Source organism: Paenibacillus sp. VMFN-D1, from assembly GCF_003386155.1.
In the GTDB taxonomy this organism is placed as follows: domain Bacteria; phylum Bacillota; class Bacilli; order Paenibacillales; family Paenibacillaceae; genus Paenibacillus_AQ; species Paenibacillus_AQ favisporus.
Window position 1 is genome coordinate 401,445 of record NZ_QRDU01000003.1, and the last position, 17,717, is coordinate 419,161.

Consider the following 17,717-nt stretch of genomic DNA (forward strand, 5'->3'; position numbering starts at 1 on the left):
TTTTGGAGATTTTCTGCAATTTTTTGATAAAAACCGCCGTTTGATTCTGAAATTTGTGCGTCACGCACGCTAAAAAGGGGTAATCCTCTAATTGGTAAACCTTATAGCGAAACCTGTACGGGGGTTATGGCGTCTAATTAAGATAGGAGGTGCCATAAGCGCATGATCATTCCTGACCATGAAATCATTGAAGAAGCCAACTACCTGGTGCAGGAGCATTACGGGGAAAGAAACCCGCTGAGCGTCACCATCGGCATTCTGGAGAACGGGGACCATTTTTACACCGGCTGGGGACAACCTCCGGGCTTCGATTACGCATCAGCCATCTATGAAATCGCATCCGTAACGAAAGTTTTTACGACCTCACTTCTGTGTATCCTGCAGCGTCAGGGCAAACTGCAGCTGAAGGATACCGTAGGCCAATACATACCTGAAATTGCCTCTAACGCCAAAGTCGGCGCCATCACGCTGGAACAGCTCGCCACGCATACCTCCGGACTCCCCCGGCTGCCGGCCGGTCTCAAGCAGACCGTGACCGACAAACTGAACCCGTACCAAAACTATACCGAGCAGCATCTGCTGCAGGACCTGCTGAAAACCAGACCTTCGTCGAGCGGAAGCTTCGAGTATTCCAATTTGGGCGTAGGCCTGCTTGGGCTTATCTTGAGCCGCTGCACCGGCCGGAGTCTGGAACAGCTTATGCGGGAAGAGATCTGCGGTCCGTTATTTATGGAGGACACGCTCTTTGAACTGAACGATGAGCAGCAATCCCGTCTCCTCCCGGTGTATACGGCCAACGGCAAGCCGGTTCCCCATTGGGATCTGGGCGTTCTCGCCGGCGCGGGAGGCTTGCGTTCCACGGCGCATGATCTGCTCCAATTTGCCAAAGCGAACGTCGGCATGGGCTCCGCCCCAATCACGGCCGCGCTTCGCGACGGGCAGAAACCCCGCCACCGGGTGCGCCGCGGCGAGGACGTCAGTCTCGGATGGATGGTCAAAACCGGCATCTATCACGACCGTATTCACTGGCATAACGGCGGTACGTACGGCTCAAGCAGCTTCCTGGGCTTTCACATGGAAAAAAACACGGCGGTCGTCGTGCTGTCCAACAACGGCAGCTTTGCGATGAAAATGCTGTCCATGATGAGGCCGCAGAAACGGCATGTGGACGAGATCGGCTTCCAGCTGTTCAAGCAGCTGACCAAAACGGTCTATTAACCGGTCAAACCGCATCCTCATGTAAAACATCCTTATAAAATATACAGCCAAAAAGGCTGCCTCCCGGATTGCTCGTAAGCCCCGGTTGTAGGCAGCCTTTCTTCTGCTAACAGCCTTTATTCAATTCCAGGCGCCTTGCGGCGAGCGCAGCGTTTACGCCTTTTTATCCGTCGGCACCTGGCAGGACCCGTCCGTGCAGGAGAGGTCATCTCCGTCAGCGCTGTTCCCCAGCAGCGTCAGCGGATGCTCCTCTTTCCAGATATTGTCCAGCGCTTCGGCAAACACCTGAGTCGGCTGAGCGCCGGAAATGCCGTATTTCTGGTTGATGACGAAGAACGGCACGCCGTTGATGCCGAGTCGTCCCGCATCTCCCTCGTCCTTGCGGACATCGTTCGTGTAAGCATCGCTCTCCAGCATGGAGGCTGCCGCAGAGGCGTCCAGCCCGATTTCGCCGGCCAAGCGCGCCAATACCGCACGGTCTCCCAAATGTTCCGAATCGGTGAAGTACGCCTTGAACAGCCGTTCCGTCATCTCATACTTCTTGCCGAACTCCCCGGCCCACTGCGTCAGACGATGCGCGTCAAACGTATTGGTCGGGACCAGCGTATCGAAATTGTACGTGAGTCCCACCGTCTTGGCCTGCTCGGTCATATTGTCGTTAGCCGCCTTGGCCTGCTCCCAGCTCATGCCGTACTTGGAGGCCAGGATGCTGTGAATGTCCTTGTCGTTGTCTTTCGGTGCACCCGGGTCCAGCTCGAAGCTGCGGAACACAACCTCGACTTCATCCTTGTGCGCGAACGGCTCGAGGGCCGCCTCAAAACGGCGCTTTCCGATATAGCAGAACGGACAGGCAAAGTCCGACCATACTTCGATTTTCATATGCAAACCTCTCCTTTTCGGGTGATGTTCTTTGCTTGGTAAACTGATACTTTTTCCATCACAGTAAGAGTCAAAAGAAAAGCAGTCACTCAGCTGTAACTGCATCAGGTACATTATATCGTGATTACCGGGAGCGCGCAACCTGCCTGCGCCGATCTCCCGTATATCCAGCCGGGTTAACTTCTCGTGTTAACCCGTCGTCGGCACTGTTGCCGGCACGGCCTCCGGTCCGTCCTGCGGTTCGATCAGCGCGTGCTTCTCCCACGCCCGGCTCCGCCAGCGGAAATACATGATGACGGCACGAGCCCATTCGTCCGCGGCAATGGCGAGCCACACGCCGGCAAGGCCCATGTGAAGCTTGAATATGAGGAAGTATCCCAGCGGCAGAGACATGCATACCATAGACAACAGCCCCATGTAGACCGGGAACTTGGCGTCTCCCGAAGCCCGCAGCGAGTTGATGATGACGATGTTGACGGTGCGGCCGGTCTCCAGCACGATGCTGAGCAGGATGACCTGCGCCCCCATTTTGATAATGAGTGCATCGTCCGTAAACAAGCCCATCAGCGGAACGCGGAACAGGATAATGATCAAGTCGATGACGATCGTGGCGGCCAGCGCCCACTTCACGCTCTGGAACACCCGGGTGTAGGCGTCCTGGTTGCGTCTTTCACCGACGTAATGGCCGACCATAATGGCCGTGCCCATGCCGATCGCCATGCTGAACAAATAGATGTACATCGAGATGTTCACGGCATACTGCCGGGTGGCCATCGCTTCTGCCCCAAGGTAGGTGACGTACAGCGTGAAGGTCAGCTGGCACATTTGGTATACGATGCTTTCCAGAGCCGACGGAATGCCGACATTCAAAATTTTAAGCACAAATTTCTTCGACAGACGGATGTAATAACGCCATTCCACGTGCACTTCCATGACCCGGTACAGCAGCCAAAAGAAGATCAGCAGGCAGACCAAGCGGCTGAATACCGTCGAGATCGCCGCCCCCTGTACGCCCAGCGCCGGCAGGCCGAAATGCCCGAAGATCAGAGCGTAGTTCCCTGCCACGTGAATGATGTTCATCAGAAGCGACACGACCATCGTTTCTTTGGTGAACCCGTGGGTCCGGATCGTTGCGGCAAGGGCGTTAATGAGCGCCTGCAGAAAAATGCCGCCTCCGACGATCTGGATGTAAGACTGGGCGTACCCGTAAATTTCCCCGGTGACGTTAAGCAGGCGCAGCATCATTCCGCCGAAGGCGAGAAAAATAACGCTTAGGAGCACCCCTACGGCCAGGTTCAGCGTGATTGCATTTCCGGTCACCTGCGCCGCGTCGCTGAGCTTCTTGGAGCCCAGGTACTGGGCCACCACGATCGCCGCCCCGCTGCCGATCACCTCCAGCACGAGGATGGCGATGGAAATAATTTGGTTGGCGGCGCCGACGCCGGAGACGGCATTGTCGGAAACCGAACTGAGCATCAATGTATCGACACTGCCCATCAGCATGAACAGGAACAATTCGAGAAATATAGGCCAGGTGAGGCGGACAAGACTGAGCCGTTTTTCTGACCGTGCAGAAGGCTCTTCAACAGTTGCGGTCATGAGTCAGAATTCACCTTTCTTTCAATCGTATTCTTTGAAACAAAGGTATGTTAGCACAGTTTTCATGAAAATACATGACATTTAACAGAAAAACACTGAAAATTTAATATTCTTTTTTTGGTAAGCCCTTACTTCCCTAAAAATGACCATTATTCGTACCGGGACAGCAGTTCAGCGAGTTTTTCGCGGATCAGACCGACCAGTGCCTGAGGCTCTTTCACGGTCACATTCGTTCCCAAGCCGATAAAAAATTGGGCGTAAAACGAAAGGTCATGCTCCGGAATCATTCCGTCCACCCAGCCGGTCCCATCCTCGCGGATATGCAGCTTGGACTCCAGCCACAATTCTCCCTCACACCGTTCCACGCCTTCCGGGGTCAGTTCCGCATAGCAGCGAAGCTCCGCCGCGTCCTCCCCGTGAAATGACTTCCGGTTCCCAAGATGCACATGGCTGAGGTCGACCGCTTCAAGGCCGGTTGTATCCTCGGCAGCGTCCGTAATCCGGTCGCAGCGGAACAGGCGGAAGTCCTCACGCTGGAAGCAGTACGCCGGGCAGTACCACAGTCCCTGGCTGGCATAGATGCCGATCGGCTGGATTTGCCGAACCGAGCTGCTGCCGCGGGATTCATAAACGATGCGCAGCACCTTCTGGTTCACGGCGCCGTCCAGCAGCACGGACAAATGGGGCGCACCCGCCCGCCGGGACGGGGTAATAAAGTCGACCCGGTTCTTCATCCGGTCGATCCGGTCGCGCACATCCCCAGGCATGTAGTGGTAGAATTTCTGGAGCGCGGACGAGCTCTCCGTCTCAAACGGGATATGGACATAATGCCGGAGACCGTGCACCGCGAAAAAAATCGCCACCGCCTCTTCCTCCGTAAAGGCGATCGGGGGCAGGATCCGTTCCTTCAGCACCTGGTAGCCGCCATGTGGCCCCACTTCCGAATATAAAGGGACGCCGAGCTCGCTCAGCTCCTGCAGGTCCCTTAGGATCGTCCGGGTGGACACCCCGAATTCGTCGGCCAGCTCCTTGACTTTGAAGCGGCGCATCCGGTTAATCGTCATCATCAGGTCGAGCAGTCTTTTGGATTTGGACATGTCGGCACTCCCGTTACTGGATTTGGCGATACACACTATCGAAAACAAATATGGTCGGTGACAAACCTTGTCATTATTATAAACGACTATAGGAATCTGCCCAAAACATCGGCGCATCCCCGATTCCTCGTACCCCGCCAGGATCATATAAAGGCTGCCCATGTTTTCGTTATATTAATGTTATATTTCATAACACATTACTTCGCAACAATGGAGACTGTGGTCTTGGGCAGGGCTAATAAAGTGAAACATGTCTTTTCTCAATCCGAAAGTCACGTCGCTAACCGGCATAAACCCGATTTTTTGCTTGAAATCATGAAGATTTCCATGTCGAATGTAACCTTTTATAACAGGTAACGCTTACAAGTCTGAAATTTAGTATTGATTATTTGCAGACCATCCACTATGATAATGGCAACAGGCAGAAGACAAAAGTTAAAGCACTTTAACTTTCGAAATTATACCCCGCTATTATTTATAAATATTTAGGGTTTAATTTGTCCCATAAGTTAAAGCGTTTAAACTTTTATAAACTTTGTGAGAAAGGTTGATGCACCCGTGACCCATCGCGAAAGCAGGCGGCAGACGCTGTACATGTATCTGTTTATTTCCCCCTGGCTCATCGGCTTTCTGGTTTTTGCCCTGTATCCCATCTTGTCCTCGCTTTATTACAGCTTCACGGACTACGACATCATTCACCCGCCCCAATTTATCGGCCTGGCCAATTATGCGGAGATGTTCGGCAATGATCTGTTCTGGAAATCCGTCACTGTGACGCTGAGGTATACGCTCATCAGTGTGCCGATCCAGCTGCTGCTGGCCCTTGGATTCGCCCTGCTGCTGAACCAGAAAATCCCGCTGCGCGGATTTTTCCGGACCGCGATGTATTTCCCGAGCATGGTATCCGGCGTGGCGATGTCGCTGCTCTGGTACTGGATTTTCAACCCGCAGATCGGGCTGTTCAACTACATGCTCTCCTGGTTCGGCATCAAAGGTCCGTCCTGGCTCATGAACCCGGACACGGCTCTATACGCCTTGATGATCATGTCCTTCTGGACGGCGGGCTCGGGCATGATCCTCTTTCTGGCGGGACTGCAGGGCGTTCCGGCGAGCCTCGTGGAAGCCGCCAAGCTGGACGGGGCGGGACGCTTCAAAGTTTTTCTCCATGTCACCCTGCCGATGATCTCGCCTGTACTGCTGTTCCAGCTGATTATGGGCATGATCGATTCCTTCCAGGTGTTTACCCAAGCTTTTGTCATGACCCAGGGCGGCCCGAACTACTCCACCTGGTTCTATGTCTACAACCTGTACACCAGCGCCTTTAAAGAGTACCGCGCCGGCTATTCCTCCGCCTTGGCCTGGGTGCTGCTCGTCGTCGTCATGCTTTTTACCGCGCTCGTGATGAAGCTGTCGAACCGATACGTTCACTACGAAGGAGGCAAACGCTAGATGAGTACCTTTCCGGCCGCCGGACCGCACGCGGACAACGCCGTCCCCAAGCGGCGGCGCAGCACTGATCCCGTAGGCATTGTCAGCTTTATTGCGCTGGTCGTTACTACCTTTCTGATGCTGCTGCCTCTGTTCTTCATGGTATCGACGTCGCTGAAGTCGAAGAAGGAAATGCTGAAGTTCCCGCCGACCTTCCTGCCGGAAAGCTGGCAGTGGAGCAATTACAAGGAGATTTTCGATACCCTCTCCTTCGGCACGATGTACATGAACAGCCTGATTATCGGCGTTCTTACCGTCATCGGAACGCTGCTCTCCTCGGCGCTCGCGGCCTACGGCTTTGCCAGATACCGCGGCAAGGGGAGCAACACGTGGTTCCTGCTCATGCTGAGCACGATGATGCTGCCCTACCCGGCCATCATGATTCCCCAGTTCATCCTCTTCTCGAAGCTGAACTGGATCGACACGTTCCTGCCGCTGATCGTCCCGGCGTTCTTCGGCTCAGCGTACAACATCTTCCTGCTGCGCCAATTCTTCTCGACGCTCCCTGAAGAGCTGTTCGACGCCGGGCGCATCGACGGCTGCAGCGAGTTTCGCATGTGGCGCCAAATCGCCCTCCCGCTTTCGGGTCCGGCGCTCGCCACTGTGGCGATCTTCGCCTTCATCTACAGCTGGAACGATCTGCTGACGCCGGTGCTGTACCTGAGCTCCACCGAGAAATTCACGCTGCCGGTCGGTATGGCATCCCTGACGTCATCCCGCTTCCGGATTCCGCCGTGGCACCTGCTGATGGTCGCCTCCGTGCTGGCCATGCTGCCGATCGTGACGCTGTTCGCCATAGCCCAGAAGCGGTTCGTCGAGGGCATCGTGCTCACCGGGATCAAGTAATGGCACGGATCTATTGGAAGACCCGTCGTCCCGGCGGTTATCCTCAAGTGCCATCCGGGATGACGTCGAGGCCGGCATGCTGCAAGAACCTTCCCCACAGACTAGCAAGCCGGCTTTTACTTCAACAAGTTCAGACAGCAGCAGCACCCATTACATGAAGGCAATGGAGGTATCGGTTCATGAACAAGAACAGGAAAAGATCAGGTTTTGCCCTTCTTTTGACGACGCTAATGCTGGTTGCCGCCGCGCTGTCCGGCTGCAGCGGCGGCAAATCGGCGGGCGATGTGGTTTCCGGAGGCGAGAGCTCCGCAGGGGGCGATAAAGGCGGAACAGTGACGATTACCCACTACACGATCGACTCGGAGGACCGCACGTTCGTCGAGAAACTGATTCCCGACTTTGAAGCGAAGCACCCGAATATTAAGGTCAAGGTCGAAAAGGCGCCTTACGAGCAGTTTGACAGCAAGCTGCAGACGCTGATCGCCGGCGGCAAGTCCCCGGACGTCACCAGCCATTACGGCTACGGCGGATTTGCCGAATATTACAACAAGGATATGCTGCTGGATCTGACGGACATCATCCAGGAGGACGGCTTCAAGGCGGGGGATTACGGCATTCCGGACAACCTGATGAGCATCTACAAGGTAAAGGACCGTACTTACGGCATTCCGGTCAATATGTATGTCACGCTGATGCTCTACAACAAGGATATGTTCGACGCGGCGAAGGTGCCTTATCCGCCAAGCGATTATGAGGACAAGAGCTGGACGTTCGATAAAATGGTCGAAGACGCCAAGAAGATGACCGTTATTTCGGACGACATCGCCAAAACCCAGTACGGCGTGGACTTTACCTGGGCTGAGCGCGATAACCGCCCTCTCTACTTCGGGGCCGAGCCTTATTCGGAAGACACCTGGACCAACGGCGGCGTTCCTTCCGCTACCCATTTCGATTCGCCTGAAGTGATGGCGGCGTATAACAAGCTGTTCGGTTTGATTTTCAAAGAGAAGGTCTCCCCGACGACCGAGTGGAGCAAGAGTGTCGCCGGTCAGAACGGTGATCCCTTCGTCGCCGGCAAAATCGGCATGTCCGTCGGTGGTTCGTGGAACCTGGCCGGGGCCAACGATTTTCCGTTCAAAGTGGGCGTAGCGGCCGTGCCTTGGGGCGGTAACGACAAGGTTCGCAGCACGCTGTACGTCGATCCGCTCATGATCCTGAAAGGTTCCAAGCATCCGAAGGAAGCTTTTGAATGGATCAAGTATCTGGTCACCGCCGATGTGCAGGAGAAATCCATCGAGCTCAGCGGAGGCAATCCGCCGGTCAACACGCAGGCAGCAGAAGCTTATTACCAACATTTTGAGGGCGTCGACCCGCAGGATATTAAGAACGTATACGAAGGCGCCATTAAATACGGCTTTGAGTCCTATAACCACCTGATCACGAACTACTCGCAAATCAACGACATGTTCATTAACGAGATGCAGCCGATCGAGAGCGGGCACAAGACGGTGGAAGAGGTCATGCCGACGATCCAGAAGAAGCTGCAGGAGATCATCAAGCGGTAAACGGAACGTTTGTGGAACATGAATAGAGAAATTTCCCCTTCCATCGTAAAAATGTCCTCCTCGGTGGAGCGGGCCATAACTTTATAATGTAGATATTCGATTCAATTCGGTATACCTTTTTACGGCGTATCGGCGATCGGATGCCGTCCTCTGCGGGGCGGTATCCGGTTTATGCCATCCCATGCTTCGCGGACAGACTTCCGTCCATGTATACTAGGGATAAGTTTATAGGTTCGGAAAAATCTGCCCGAGGAGAAATGAGAGATGAAAGTAAGTATTTTTGACGTTGCCAAAAAATCAGGACTGTCCGTCGTAACGGTATCCCGTGTGTTGAACGGGGCCGAAACCGTCCGGGAAAAAAACCGGCAGAAAGTGCTCGATGCGATCAAAGAGCTGGGATACCACCCGAACGCCGCTGCCCGGAGCCTTGCCCGCGGAAAAACCGGCATCATCGGCCTTATTGTAACGACCTTGCAGGATTCCTTCTTCGATGCCGTTGTCAAAGAGCTGAACGAAGTGTTCGCGCTTCACGGCTACTATCTGGCCATTTCGGTATCGACGGGCATCGGTTCAGACGAGAGCCATTACCTGATTCAGGAAGACCGGGTGGACGGGCTCATTCTGCTCTCCCCCATGGAAGAAGACAACTATATTGTGGAATTAAAAAAACGCGGTATTCCATACGTACTGATCGACAATCAGAAGCCGGAAAACGACAATTTCTCGGTGACAATCGACAACTTCAAGGGCGGCTATGCGGCAGCAAGCCATCTGCTCGATAACGGATATACGTCTATCGCCCACTTGTGCGGACAGGAGATGTTCCGAAGTACCCGGGAGAGACGCGACGGATTTATGCAGGCGCTGTCAGAGCGGGGGCTTGCCCCCTTTGAAATCGTAAATGGAGACTTTGAAATCGGGTTCGGCTATGAAACGGCCGTACGGTGGCTGAAGGAAGGGCAGCTTCCGCAAGCGGTCTTCGCCGGCGACGACAATATCGCCCTCGGCGTGGTGAACGCGCTGATGGAAGCGGGCGTTCAGGTGCCCGGCCAGGTAGCCGTCGTTGGCTATGACGACCAGACAATATCCTCCCAGCTTCATCCGTATCTGACGACGGTACGCCAGCCGGCAGACCGGATCGGCATCGCCGCAGCCGACATGCTGCTGAAGCGGATCGACGGTACGATGAAGCGCGGAGCCAACTTGAAAATCGATCCGGAGCTCATCGTCCGGGAGTCGTCCGTTCCTGGGCGTCGAGCCTGACTTTAATTACCCGGCTCCGGATCATCATGTAATGCAAAAGCATGAATTGATCATATAGGAGTGACGACTATTGGCTTATTATTTGGGAATCGACGGGGGAGGCACCAAAACCTATGCCCTGCTCACCGACGAACAGGGGCAAGTGCTCGGCAAAGGCCAGAGCGGCAACGGAAATCACCAAATTGACGCCACCGTTGCCGCCGAGAGCATCCGGAGCGCCGCTTTCGGTGCCATCACCGACGCCGGGCTGCAGCTTGCGGACATCCGCCACACCTTCTTCGGCCTGGCGGGAGCCGACCGTGAGCCGGATTACCGGATCCTGCATCCCATGATCCGAAATATGGGCTTCACGGATTATTCGGTCGATTGTGATACCGTCATCGGCCTCCGGGCCGGGACGAAGCGGCCGTACGGGGTCGCCCTCATCTGCGGCACGGGCACCAATGCTGCCGGCCGGAATCCGCAAGGCGAGCATGTGCAGTGCGGCGGCTTCGATTACATGTACGGCGATTTTGGCGGAGGCGGAGCTTTGAACATCGAGGTGTTCCGCTCCGTCATCCGCGCCTGGGACGGACGCGAGCAGCCGACGCAGCTGACGGAACTGCTGTTGTCCCTGCTGGGCTACGATACCGTCGGTGAGATGTTCGACGATTTCTACGACAACCAGCGCAGCGTGCCCGTAGACGCCGCACGCCTGCTGTTTGCAGCAGCTGCCGGCCAAGATGCGGTGGCGCTGGAAATTTTGAACCGCCAGGGCGTGGAGCTCGGCAAATCGGCCGCTGCCGTCATCCGCAGGCTCGGTATGGAGAACGAGACATTTGATGTGGTGCTTGCCGGCAGCCTGCTGACGCGGGGTGACCGCGGTTGGATCCGCGGCCCGATAGAGCAAGCCGTTCGAGCCGTTGCACCAGCGGCCTCGGTCGTGACGCTCGCGACGGAGCCGGTCGTCGGCGCCGTGTGGGCGGCCATGGAGGCGGACGGTCTAACGATTCCGGAACAGGTCTATGAGCAGATGCGGCTGTTTCGCGATTTTGAACATATTCACCAAACTACCCGATAGGAGTGAAGGATCATGACTTCAAAACAGGGGTTGAAAATAGCAGTGATCGGCGGGGGCTCCTCATATACGCCGGAGCTGGTGGAAGGGTTTATCCTGCATCACCGTGAGCTTCCGGTCCGCGAGCTGTGGCTCGTCGATATCGAGCCAGGTCTCCGGAAGCTGAACATCGTCGGCAGCCTGGCGAAGCGGATGGTCGAGAAGTCCGGACTGCCGATCGAAGTGCATCTGACCACCGACCGCCGCAAAGCGATCGAAGGCGCCGACTTCGTCAGCACCCAAATGCGCGTAGGCATGCTGGACGCCCGGGGACGCGACGAATCGATCCCGCTCAAGTACGGGGTCATCGGTCAGGAAACGACCGGCCCCGGCGGCATGATGAAGGCGCTGCGCACGATCCCGGTCCTGCTCGATATTTGCCGGGATATGGAGGAGCTGGCGCCAAACGCCTGGCTGCTTAACTTTACCAATCCGGCCGGCATGGTCACCGAAGCCATCTTGAAGTATTCCAACGTCCGCAGCATCGGGTTATGCAACGCGCCCATCGGCCTGATCAAGCAAACTTCCGCCAAATACCAGGTCGCTCCTGACCGGGTCTACGCTGAGTTTGTGGGTCTGAATCATCTTCACTGGGCCACCCGCGTCGATGTCGAGGGCGAAGACAAACTCGATGAACTGCTCGCCGATACCGCTGGCTACAGCGCTTCGAACGTACCGGCCCGCGAATGGAACCCTGAGTTCCTGCAGTCGCTGCGTGCCCTGCCCTCCTATTATTTAAAATATTTTTACATGACGGACGCGATGCTGGAGGAGCAGCTCGAGTCCTTCCATCAGGGCATCAACCGCGCCGAGGTCGTGAAGCGGGTCGAAGAGGAGCTGTTCGAGCTCTACAGCGACCCGGATCTGAAAGAGAAGCCGAAGCAGCTGGAACAGCGCGGCGGCGCCTTCTACTCCGAAGCCGCCGTCAACCTGATGCGGTCGCTCTATAACGGCACCAATGACATCCAGACGCTGAACGTGGCCAACCGCGGGACGCTGCCGTTCCTGCCCGAGGATGCCAGCATTGAGGTCAACTGCGTCGTAACGAAGAACGGGCCGCTCCCGCTGCCTGTGACGCGCATCCCGCGGATGGCCGTCGGCCTGATCCAGGCCGTCAAAACCTATGAGCAGCTCGCCATCGACGCTGCGGTCACCGGTGACCGCGGGCTGGCGATCCAGGCGCTGGCCCATCACCCGCTTGTACCGTCGGTCGAAGTAGCCATCAAGATGCTGGATGAGATGCTGGAGGCCAACAAAGAATACTTGCCGCAGTTTTTCGGGAAAACACCGGCTCATCCCTGAGGCAAAGGGATGGTCTCAAGGGTGAGCGGATGTTCGTGACGCCTTGTCTAAGAACCCCCCCCTTTTCCCCGAAAATAAATGCAATTGGCAGTACTGCCGCTGCAAAGCACACAAAAAAACCTTGAACGGTACGTTCCCGTTCAAGGTTTTTTCAGTTCGCGCCCGCGTCAGCCGCCTCTACGCTGCGCAGGCTGCAGGCCCAGCGGCCTGGTGGCCGCCTTCCGGCCGGGCCACCCGCGGCTCCCTGGCGTCACACCCCTGCCGAAGCGTCCGTCGAGCCGGCTTGGCTGGCACGCGTGTGCCGGCGCACCAGCAGCACGTAGCACAGCACGGCTCCGACGTCCGCGCAGGCGATGACGATGCCCATCGGCAGGGCCGAGGTACTGCCGCCGATGCCTACGAGCGGGCTGACGATCCCGCCGAAGATGTAGGAGAGCAGCCCGAGCAGCGCCGAGGCGCTGCCTGCCGAGCGGCCGTAATCCTGCAGAGCCAGCGAGGAACCTGCGGTTCCGACGATGCCGACGCAGGATACGACCACAAACAGCGGCGGCAGGATCGCCGCAAGGCCCACCCCCGCGGCGAGCAGGATCAGCAGCAGCACGCCGCCGATCGTCGCCAAGGTAATGCCGGTCACGAGCAGCTTTTTCTCGCTGACGCGTCCGGCCAACCGCCCGGTGATCTGCCCCGCGATAATGATGCCGAGCCCGTTCGTGGCGAAGATCACGCTGAACATTTGCGGAGATACCCCGTAGATTTCCTGCAGCACGAACGGCGAGCCGGAAATGTAAGCAAACATCGCGGCCGATATGAAGCCCGAGCTGAGCGCCAGGCCCATGAACTTGCCGTCGCGCAGCAGCTTGCCGAACGTCTTCACCGTGCCCAGCGTCCCGCCGCCGGAGCGGTTGCCGGGCGCCAGCGTTTCCGGCAGCCCGAGCATGACGGCCAGCAGCATGGCGACCCCGATGGCGGTCAGCACGATAAATACGCCGCGCCACGAGGTCACCTGAAGCAGCTGCCCGCCCAGGATCGGCGACAGAATCGGCGCCGCCCCGTTCACCAGCATCAGCATGGAGAAAAACTTGGTCAGCTCGCTCCCGGAATACATGTCCCGGACGATCGCTCTTGAAATGACAATGCCCGCCGAGCCGGCAATGCCCTGGATAAACCGCAGCAGAATCAGCAGCTCAATCGACGGGCTGAAGGCGCACAGCAGCGACGAAACTCCGTACACTACCATCCCGATCATCAGCGGCGTGCGGCGTCCCCTCACATCGCTGATTGGCCCCGCCAGCAGCTGGCCTACCGCAAGCCCGATGAGGCAGGACGTCAAGCTGAGCTGGGTCAGCGAGGCCGTCGTGTGCATCGACTTGGCCATTTCCGGCAAAGAAGGCAAATACATATCAAGCGAAAACGGACCGAAGGCCGACAGCGCCCCCAGCACAATAATCATCCAGACCCGGTTCGCGCCCGGTCCGGAAGCAGCTGCGCCCGCAGAGCCGCCCTCCTTCGCATCCGTATGTGAACGTTTATTCATAAGTTCTATCTTGTTCCCCCTCTGTTTTCCCTGCTCCGATGCATGGCCTTTATAAAGTGAATTCTCTTCACTAGATAGATTGAACTAAAGTTAGAGTATCATATTTCCCCCGCAAAATGAGCAGCTTGCCTATATTTCCAAGAAGCATCGTTCTCCCCATACCGCTATCCCCATTTCCTTGGCGCTCGGTCACCCCGCCTTTTTGGCAGCTTGCGTCTACAAAGAAAAACAGCCTGGCCAAAGAAATTTGGCCACGCTGCGGCGACTTGCTTATAAGAAAAACGTTTATCGACGTACTTTCTAGAAGACAGACCGCGTTTAGCAGAAGTTTTTCTTGCGAATAAGGAAGCCTGAGGTTCCTTACTTATGCTTTCTTATTCTAAAGAAAAGCGTTTATCGACGTACTTTCCAAGAAGACAGACCGCGTTTAGCGGAAGTTTTTCTTGCGAGATAAGGATGTTTGCCTGGGAAGTGAATGCTTTCTTATCTCCAAACATGGACACAACCCGTTAACCCTTAATCCCGGACAGCGTTACGCCCTCGATGATATACCGTTGACCGATAATATACACAATCAGCACCGGAATCAGCGCAATCGAGGCGCCGGCCATCATGAGCGTCCAGTCCGTAGAGTACATGCCGCGGTACAGGTTCAGCATCATCGGGACGGTGAATTTTTCGGGAGTGTTCAGGAAAATGAGCGGATAGAAGAAGCTGTTCCACATGCCGAGGAACGTGAAAATGCCGAGCGCCGACAAAGCCGGCTTCACCAGGGGCAGCATGATCCGCGCATAAATCGTCCAGCGGTTGGCGCCGTCCACGATGGCGGCCTCCTCCATCTCCTTCGGAATGCCTCTGAAAAACTGGCGCAGCAGAAACACGCCGAAGGCGTTAAACAGCGCGGCAGGCACAATGATCGACAAATGCGAGTCGAGCCAGCCGATGCTTTTCATCATCAAATACAGGGGAATGATCGTGACTTGCCCCGGCACCATCATCGTCGCCAGAAACAGGACGAAGAGGGGCTCCCGGAAGGGGAAGCGGATCTTGGCAAACGCGTAAGCCGCCATCGAGCAGGTAAACAGCTGCGAAGCAACGACGATGATGTTGATATAGAAGCTGTTGAAATACGCCCTTCCGAAGGGCAAAGCCGTTAACGAGGTTTTGAAGTTGGACCACACGAACGGATCGGGGATCCATTTGGGCGGCACGATAAAAACTTGGGACAGATCCTTGAGCGAGCTGAGCAGCATCCATACAAACGGCAGTGCCATAATGCACGCGCCGATCAGCAATATAATATGAAGCAGGACGGTGGACAAACGTAGTCCTCTGGTCTGCATGCGTTCTCCTCCTTATCCGGTCGATTCTAGTCCTCGTAATGGACCCAGCGTTTGGACATTTTCATTTGGAACAGCGTCAGCGCCAAGATCATGATGAACAAAATGACTGCGGTCGCCGTGCTTTTCCCGAACGTAAAGTCCACGAACGCCGAATCGTAAATGTGAAACACGATCGTATAGCTCGCTTTCGCGGGCCCGCCGGAGGTCATGACGAACGACTGGTCGAACACCTGAAACGAACCGATGATCGTCATAATCGTCACGAAAAAGGTCGTCGGAGACAGCAGCGGAACGGTTATATTGACAAACTGCTGCCATTTGCTGGCGCCGTCAATCTGTGCGGCTTCGTAATAGCTGGCGGATATGCCCTGCAGCCCGGCCAGGAACAAGACCATATTCCCGCCAAGCCCCATCCAGACGCTGAGCATGGCAATCGACGGCATTACAAACCGCGTGTCGGTCAGCCAGCGGGGACCGTCGATCCCGAACCACTCCTTCAAATAAAGGTTGATCAACCCGAAATCGGCGTTAAACAGCCACATAAAGACGACGGCGACCGCCACGGACATCGTAATATTCGGCATAAAATAAATGAGTCTGTAGATCAGCTTGCCTTGTACCCGGTTCAGGCCCACCGCGATGAGCATCGCCAGAATAATGCCCGTAGGCACGGTTAACACCGTATAATACAGCGTGTTGACCACGGCGATCCGGAAATCCTCATCCTTGAACGTGTTGATGAAGTTATCCAGTCCGACAAACTGCTTCTCGCCCATCCCGTCCCATTTCATCATGCTGAGCACGAAAGCCGAAATCAGGGGAATTAAGGAGAACAGCAGCAGTCCGACCAATTGGGGGAAAATAAAGACATAGCCCCATATGCCATCCGATGTCTTGCTCGTCATAGCGGTCTTCCGTTTGTTGTCCGGCTGCAAGGCCGGCGCAGAAGCCGTTCGATCGGCCGTCTGATTGTGCATAAACATCCACCTTTCTCTTGCAAATTACGCCTTATGAAGCGCTGGCCGCCAGCCGCCGGCCGGCATGGAAAGAGGGAAGGAACGCTGCGCTGTGCCCTGCGCTCCTTCCCTCCGGACTTTCGTTATTTGCCGTTTTTATAATCGTCGATTTTTTTGTTGGCCATGTCCTGGATGTCTTTGAGCGATGCGTCCAACTCGCCGTTCTTGAGCCACAATGCCTCGAACTTGGAAGTAATGTCCGTACTCAATCCTGGGATGCCTGCTTCGAACGGCGTCAGCGAATAACCTACCTCACGGGCATCGAGGAACAGCTGGGCATGCTCCGGCAGATTGCCTTCCAGAACGACGTCATCCACGCCTTGAACGGACGGAACGGCGTTACCCCCGCCTTGCAGACGGAACTTCTGGCCATCCGAGCTCAGGAATTCGGAGTAGAAGGTATAGGCGGCGTCTTTATGCTTCGATGCGCTGTTCATGACCAGGAATGCCGTCGGAATTCCGGCCGGTTCGATCTTGTTCCCGGTGTTCGTCGGCCAGGTCACGACATCGTACTCCAGGCTGGAGTTTTTCTTGAACAGCGGCAGATACCAGCGTCCGGCCCCGACAAAGCCGACTTGGTTGGACATAAACATGGCGTCACCGCCCTGCCCCTTCGGCAGCGTACCGGCAAATGTAATATTTTTCTCCTTCACGTTGTCGTACAGGAACTGGAACGCTTCCTTCGACTTTGGATCGTCATAGCCGATGAACTTGCCATTGTCGTCGTAAACCTTGCCGCCGTTGGACGTTACCCAGCTGTAATAGCTGTTCCAGGAGTTATCCAGCACGTACCCGTACTTTTTCGAGTCGCGGATTTTCTCCACCATGCCTTTGAACGCGTCCCAGGTCCATTGACCTTTCGCCTGAAGGTCAGCCGGCATCTCCGTAATTCCCGCGTCATTCAGCACTTTCTTGTTGTACCACAGCACCATCGGATTGCAGTCGACCGGCACGCCGTAGATTTTGCCGTCACGCTTGGCCGCACCCCACAGCCCTTCGAAGTAGTCGTCCGGTTTGATTTTGCTGTCTGCCGCCGTCATTCTCGGCGTCATTTCCTCAATGCTTTTGTTCTCAATCAGTTTCACAACGAAGCCATCGCCGGCATAAAACACGTCAGGAGCGGTTCCTCCCGTCAGCTGTGTCAAAATTTTCTGGTCGTATTCCCCCGGAATCGGAATCAGCTCCGCCTCAATGTCGGGATGCCTCTTGTTGAAATCCTTCGTAAACTCCTGGAAGCGGGTCAGCTCTCCGGGATTCCCCCAGGTCGCCCATTTAATCTTGACCTTCTCCCCGCTGCCTTTGCCGTCTTCCGCCACCGCTCCCTGGTTATCACCGCTGCCGCCACCCGATCCGCATGCCTGCAGCACAACCGACGCCAACAATACCACCGCTAGCAAGGACTTTCTGAGCTTCTTCATTTCTTTACTCCCCCATTCAAAAGAGTAGTCATCGGATTAGCACCTTGGTGTGA

General features: G+C 55.9%; 14 protein-coding genes. 7 read left to right on the top strand and 7 right to left on the bottom strand.

Translation table 11 applies throughout. The features are described from left to right. Nucleotides 1-162 precede the first annotated feature (162 nt). Nucleotides 163-1,218, top strand: coding sequence for a serine hydrolase domain-containing protein (locus C7820_RS22800; RefSeq protein ID WP_076173009.1), 1,056 nt, complete (start codon nt 163-165; stop codon nt 1,216-1,218). 153 nt (nt 1,219-1,371) lie between these two features. Here C7820_RS22800 and C7820_RS22805 read toward each other — a convergent pair whose 3' ends face one another. From C7820_RS22805 to C7820_RS22815, 3 genes are all read right to left on the bottom strand, one after another. After that, nucleotides 1,372-2,097: a DsbA family oxidoreductase gene (locus C7820_RS22805; RefSeq protein WP_089549267.1), complete on the bottom strand. Its 726-nt coding sequence runs from the start codon at nt 2,095-2,097 to the stop codon at nt 1,372-1,374. Nucleotides 2,098-2,286: 189 nt separating this feature from the next. Next, nucleotides 2,287-3,696 carry an MATE family efflux transporter gene (locus C7820_RS22810; protein WP_116232974.1) on the bottom strand — a complete coding sequence of 470 codons (1,410 nt, stop codon included), beginning with the start codon at nt 3,694-3,696 and terminating at the stop codon, nt 2,287-2,289. A gap of 149 nt (nt 3,697-3,845) precedes the next feature. Next, nucleotides 3,846-4,793: a helix-turn-helix transcriptional regulator gene (locus tag C7820_RS22815; RefSeq protein ID WP_116232975.1), complete on the bottom strand. Its 948-nt coding sequence runs from the start codon at nt 4,791-4,793 to the stop codon at nt 3,846-3,848. 558 nt (nt 4,794-5,351) lie between these two features. Here C7820_RS22815 and C7820_RS22820 point away from each other — a divergent pair. The 6 genes from C7820_RS22820 (at nt 5,352) to C7820_RS22845 (ending at nt 12,353) form a co-directional block, all read left to right on the top strand. Then, nucleotides 5,352-6,242: a carbohydrate ABC transporter permease gene (locus C7820_RS22820; RefSeq protein ID WP_251677897.1), complete on the top strand. Its 891-nt coding sequence runs from the start codon at nt 5,352-5,354 to the stop codon at nt 6,240-6,242. Further along, on the top strand, nt 6,243-7,127 hold the full coding sequence (locus tag C7820_RS22825) for a carbohydrate ABC transporter permease (protein ID WP_116232976.1): 885 nt from the start codon (nt 6,243-6,245) through the stop codon (nt 7,125-7,127). 179 nt (nt 7,128-7,306) lie between these two features. Beyond that, the gene (locus tag C7820_RS22830) at nt 7,307-8,692 is read left to right on the top strand and encodes an ABC transporter substrate-binding protein (protein ID WP_116232977.1); all 1,386 of its coding nucleotides are present in this window, start codon (nt 7,307-7,309) and stop codon (nt 8,690-8,692) included. Between the two features lie 264 nt (nt 8,693-8,956). Further along, entirely contained in the window at nt 8,957-9,955 is a 999-nt protein-coding gene (locus C7820_RS22835; protein ID WP_116232978.1) for a LacI family DNA-binding transcriptional regulator, read from the top strand. 70 nt (nt 9,956-10,025) lie between these two features. After that, nucleotides 10,026-11,015 (top strand): N-acetylglucosamine kinase, encoded by a 990-nt coding sequence (locus C7820_RS22840; protein WP_116232979.1) that lies wholly within the window; start codon nt 10,026-10,028, stop codon nt 11,013-11,015. 12 nt (nt 11,016-11,027) lie between these two features. Further along, nucleotides 11,028-12,353: a 6-phospho-beta-glucosidase gene (locus C7820_RS22845; protein ID WP_116232980.1), complete on the top strand. Its 1,326-nt coding sequence runs from the start codon at nt 11,028-11,030 to the stop codon at nt 12,351-12,353. Nucleotides 12,354-12,603: 250 nt separating this feature from the next. Here the strand turns inward: C7820_RS22845 and C7820_RS22850 are convergent, their stop codons facing one another. From C7820_RS22850 to C7820_RS22865, 4 genes are all read right to left on the bottom strand, one after another. Continuing rightward, nucleotides 12,604-13,803 carry a multidrug effflux MFS transporter gene (locus tag C7820_RS22850; protein ID WP_258875375.1) on the bottom strand — a complete coding sequence of 400 codons (1,200 nt, stop codon included), beginning with the start codon at nt 13,801-13,803 and terminating at the stop codon, nt 12,604-12,606. 593 nt (nt 13,804-14,396) lie between these two features. Beyond that, nucleotides 14,397-15,230, bottom strand: coding sequence for a carbohydrate ABC transporter permease (locus C7820_RS22855; protein WP_076173020.1), 834 nt, complete (start codon nt 15,228-15,230; stop codon nt 14,397-14,399). A 26-nt stretch (nt 15,231-15,256) separates the two neighbouring features. Further along, nucleotides 15,257-16,135: a carbohydrate ABC transporter permease gene (locus tag C7820_RS22860; RefSeq protein ID WP_076173203.1), complete on the bottom strand. Its 879-nt coding sequence runs from the start codon at nt 16,133-16,135 to the stop codon at nt 15,257-15,259. Nucleotides 16,136-16,329: 194 nt separating this feature from the next. Beyond that, on the bottom strand, nt 16,330-17,664 hold the full coding sequence (locus C7820_RS22865; RefSeq protein WP_116232982.1) for an ABC transporter substrate-binding protein: 1,335 nt from the start codon (nt 17,662-17,664) through the stop codon (nt 16,330-16,332). Nucleotides 17,665-17,717 lie beyond the last annotated feature (53 nt).

Coding starts and splice junctions, on each gene's coding strand:
- C7820_RS22800 (WP_076173009.1), top strand. CDS start 163: ATGATCATTCCTGACCATGAAATCATTGAAGAAGCCAACTACCTGGTG.
- C7820_RS22850 (WP_258875375.1), bottom strand. CDS start 13,803: ATGATTATTGTGCTGGGGGCGCTGTCGGCCTTCGGTCCGTTTTCGCTT.
- C7820_RS22855 (WP_076173020.1), bottom strand. CDS start 15,230: ATGCAGACCAGAGGACTACGTTTGTCCACCGTCCTGCTTCATATTATA.
- C7820_RS22805 (WP_089549267.1), bottom strand. CDS start 2,097: ATGAAAATCGAAGTATGGTCGGACTTTGCCTGTCCGTTCTGCTATATC.
- C7820_RS22825 (WP_116232976.1), top strand. CDS start 6,243: ATGAGTACCTTTCCGGCCGCCGGACCGCACGCGGACAACGCCGTCCCC.
- C7820_RS22810 (WP_116232974.1), bottom strand. CDS start 3,696: ATGACCGCAACTGTTGAAGAGCCTTCTGCACGGTCAGAAAAACGGCTC.
- C7820_RS22830 (WP_116232977.1), top strand. CDS start 7,307: ATGAACAAGAACAGGAAAAGATCAGGTTTTGCCCTTCTTTTGACGACG.
- C7820_RS22860 (WP_076173203.1), bottom strand. CDS start 16,135: ATGACGAGCAAGACATCGGATGGCATATGGGGCTATGTCTTTATTTTC.
- C7820_RS22865 (WP_116232982.1), bottom strand. CDS start 17,664: ATGAAGAAGCTCAGAAAGTCCTTGCTAGCGGTGGTATTGTTGGCGTCG.
- C7820_RS22835 (WP_116232978.1), top strand. CDS start 8,957: ATGAAAGTAAGTATTTTTGACGTTGCCAAAAAATCAGGACTGTCCGTC.
- C7820_RS22845 (WP_116232980.1), top strand. CDS start 11,028: ATGACTTCAAAACAGGGGTTGAAAATAGCAGTGATCGGCGGGGGCTCC.
- C7820_RS22815 (WP_116232975.1), bottom strand. CDS start 4,793: ATGTCCAAATCCAAAAGACTGCTCGACCTGATGATGACGATTAACCGG.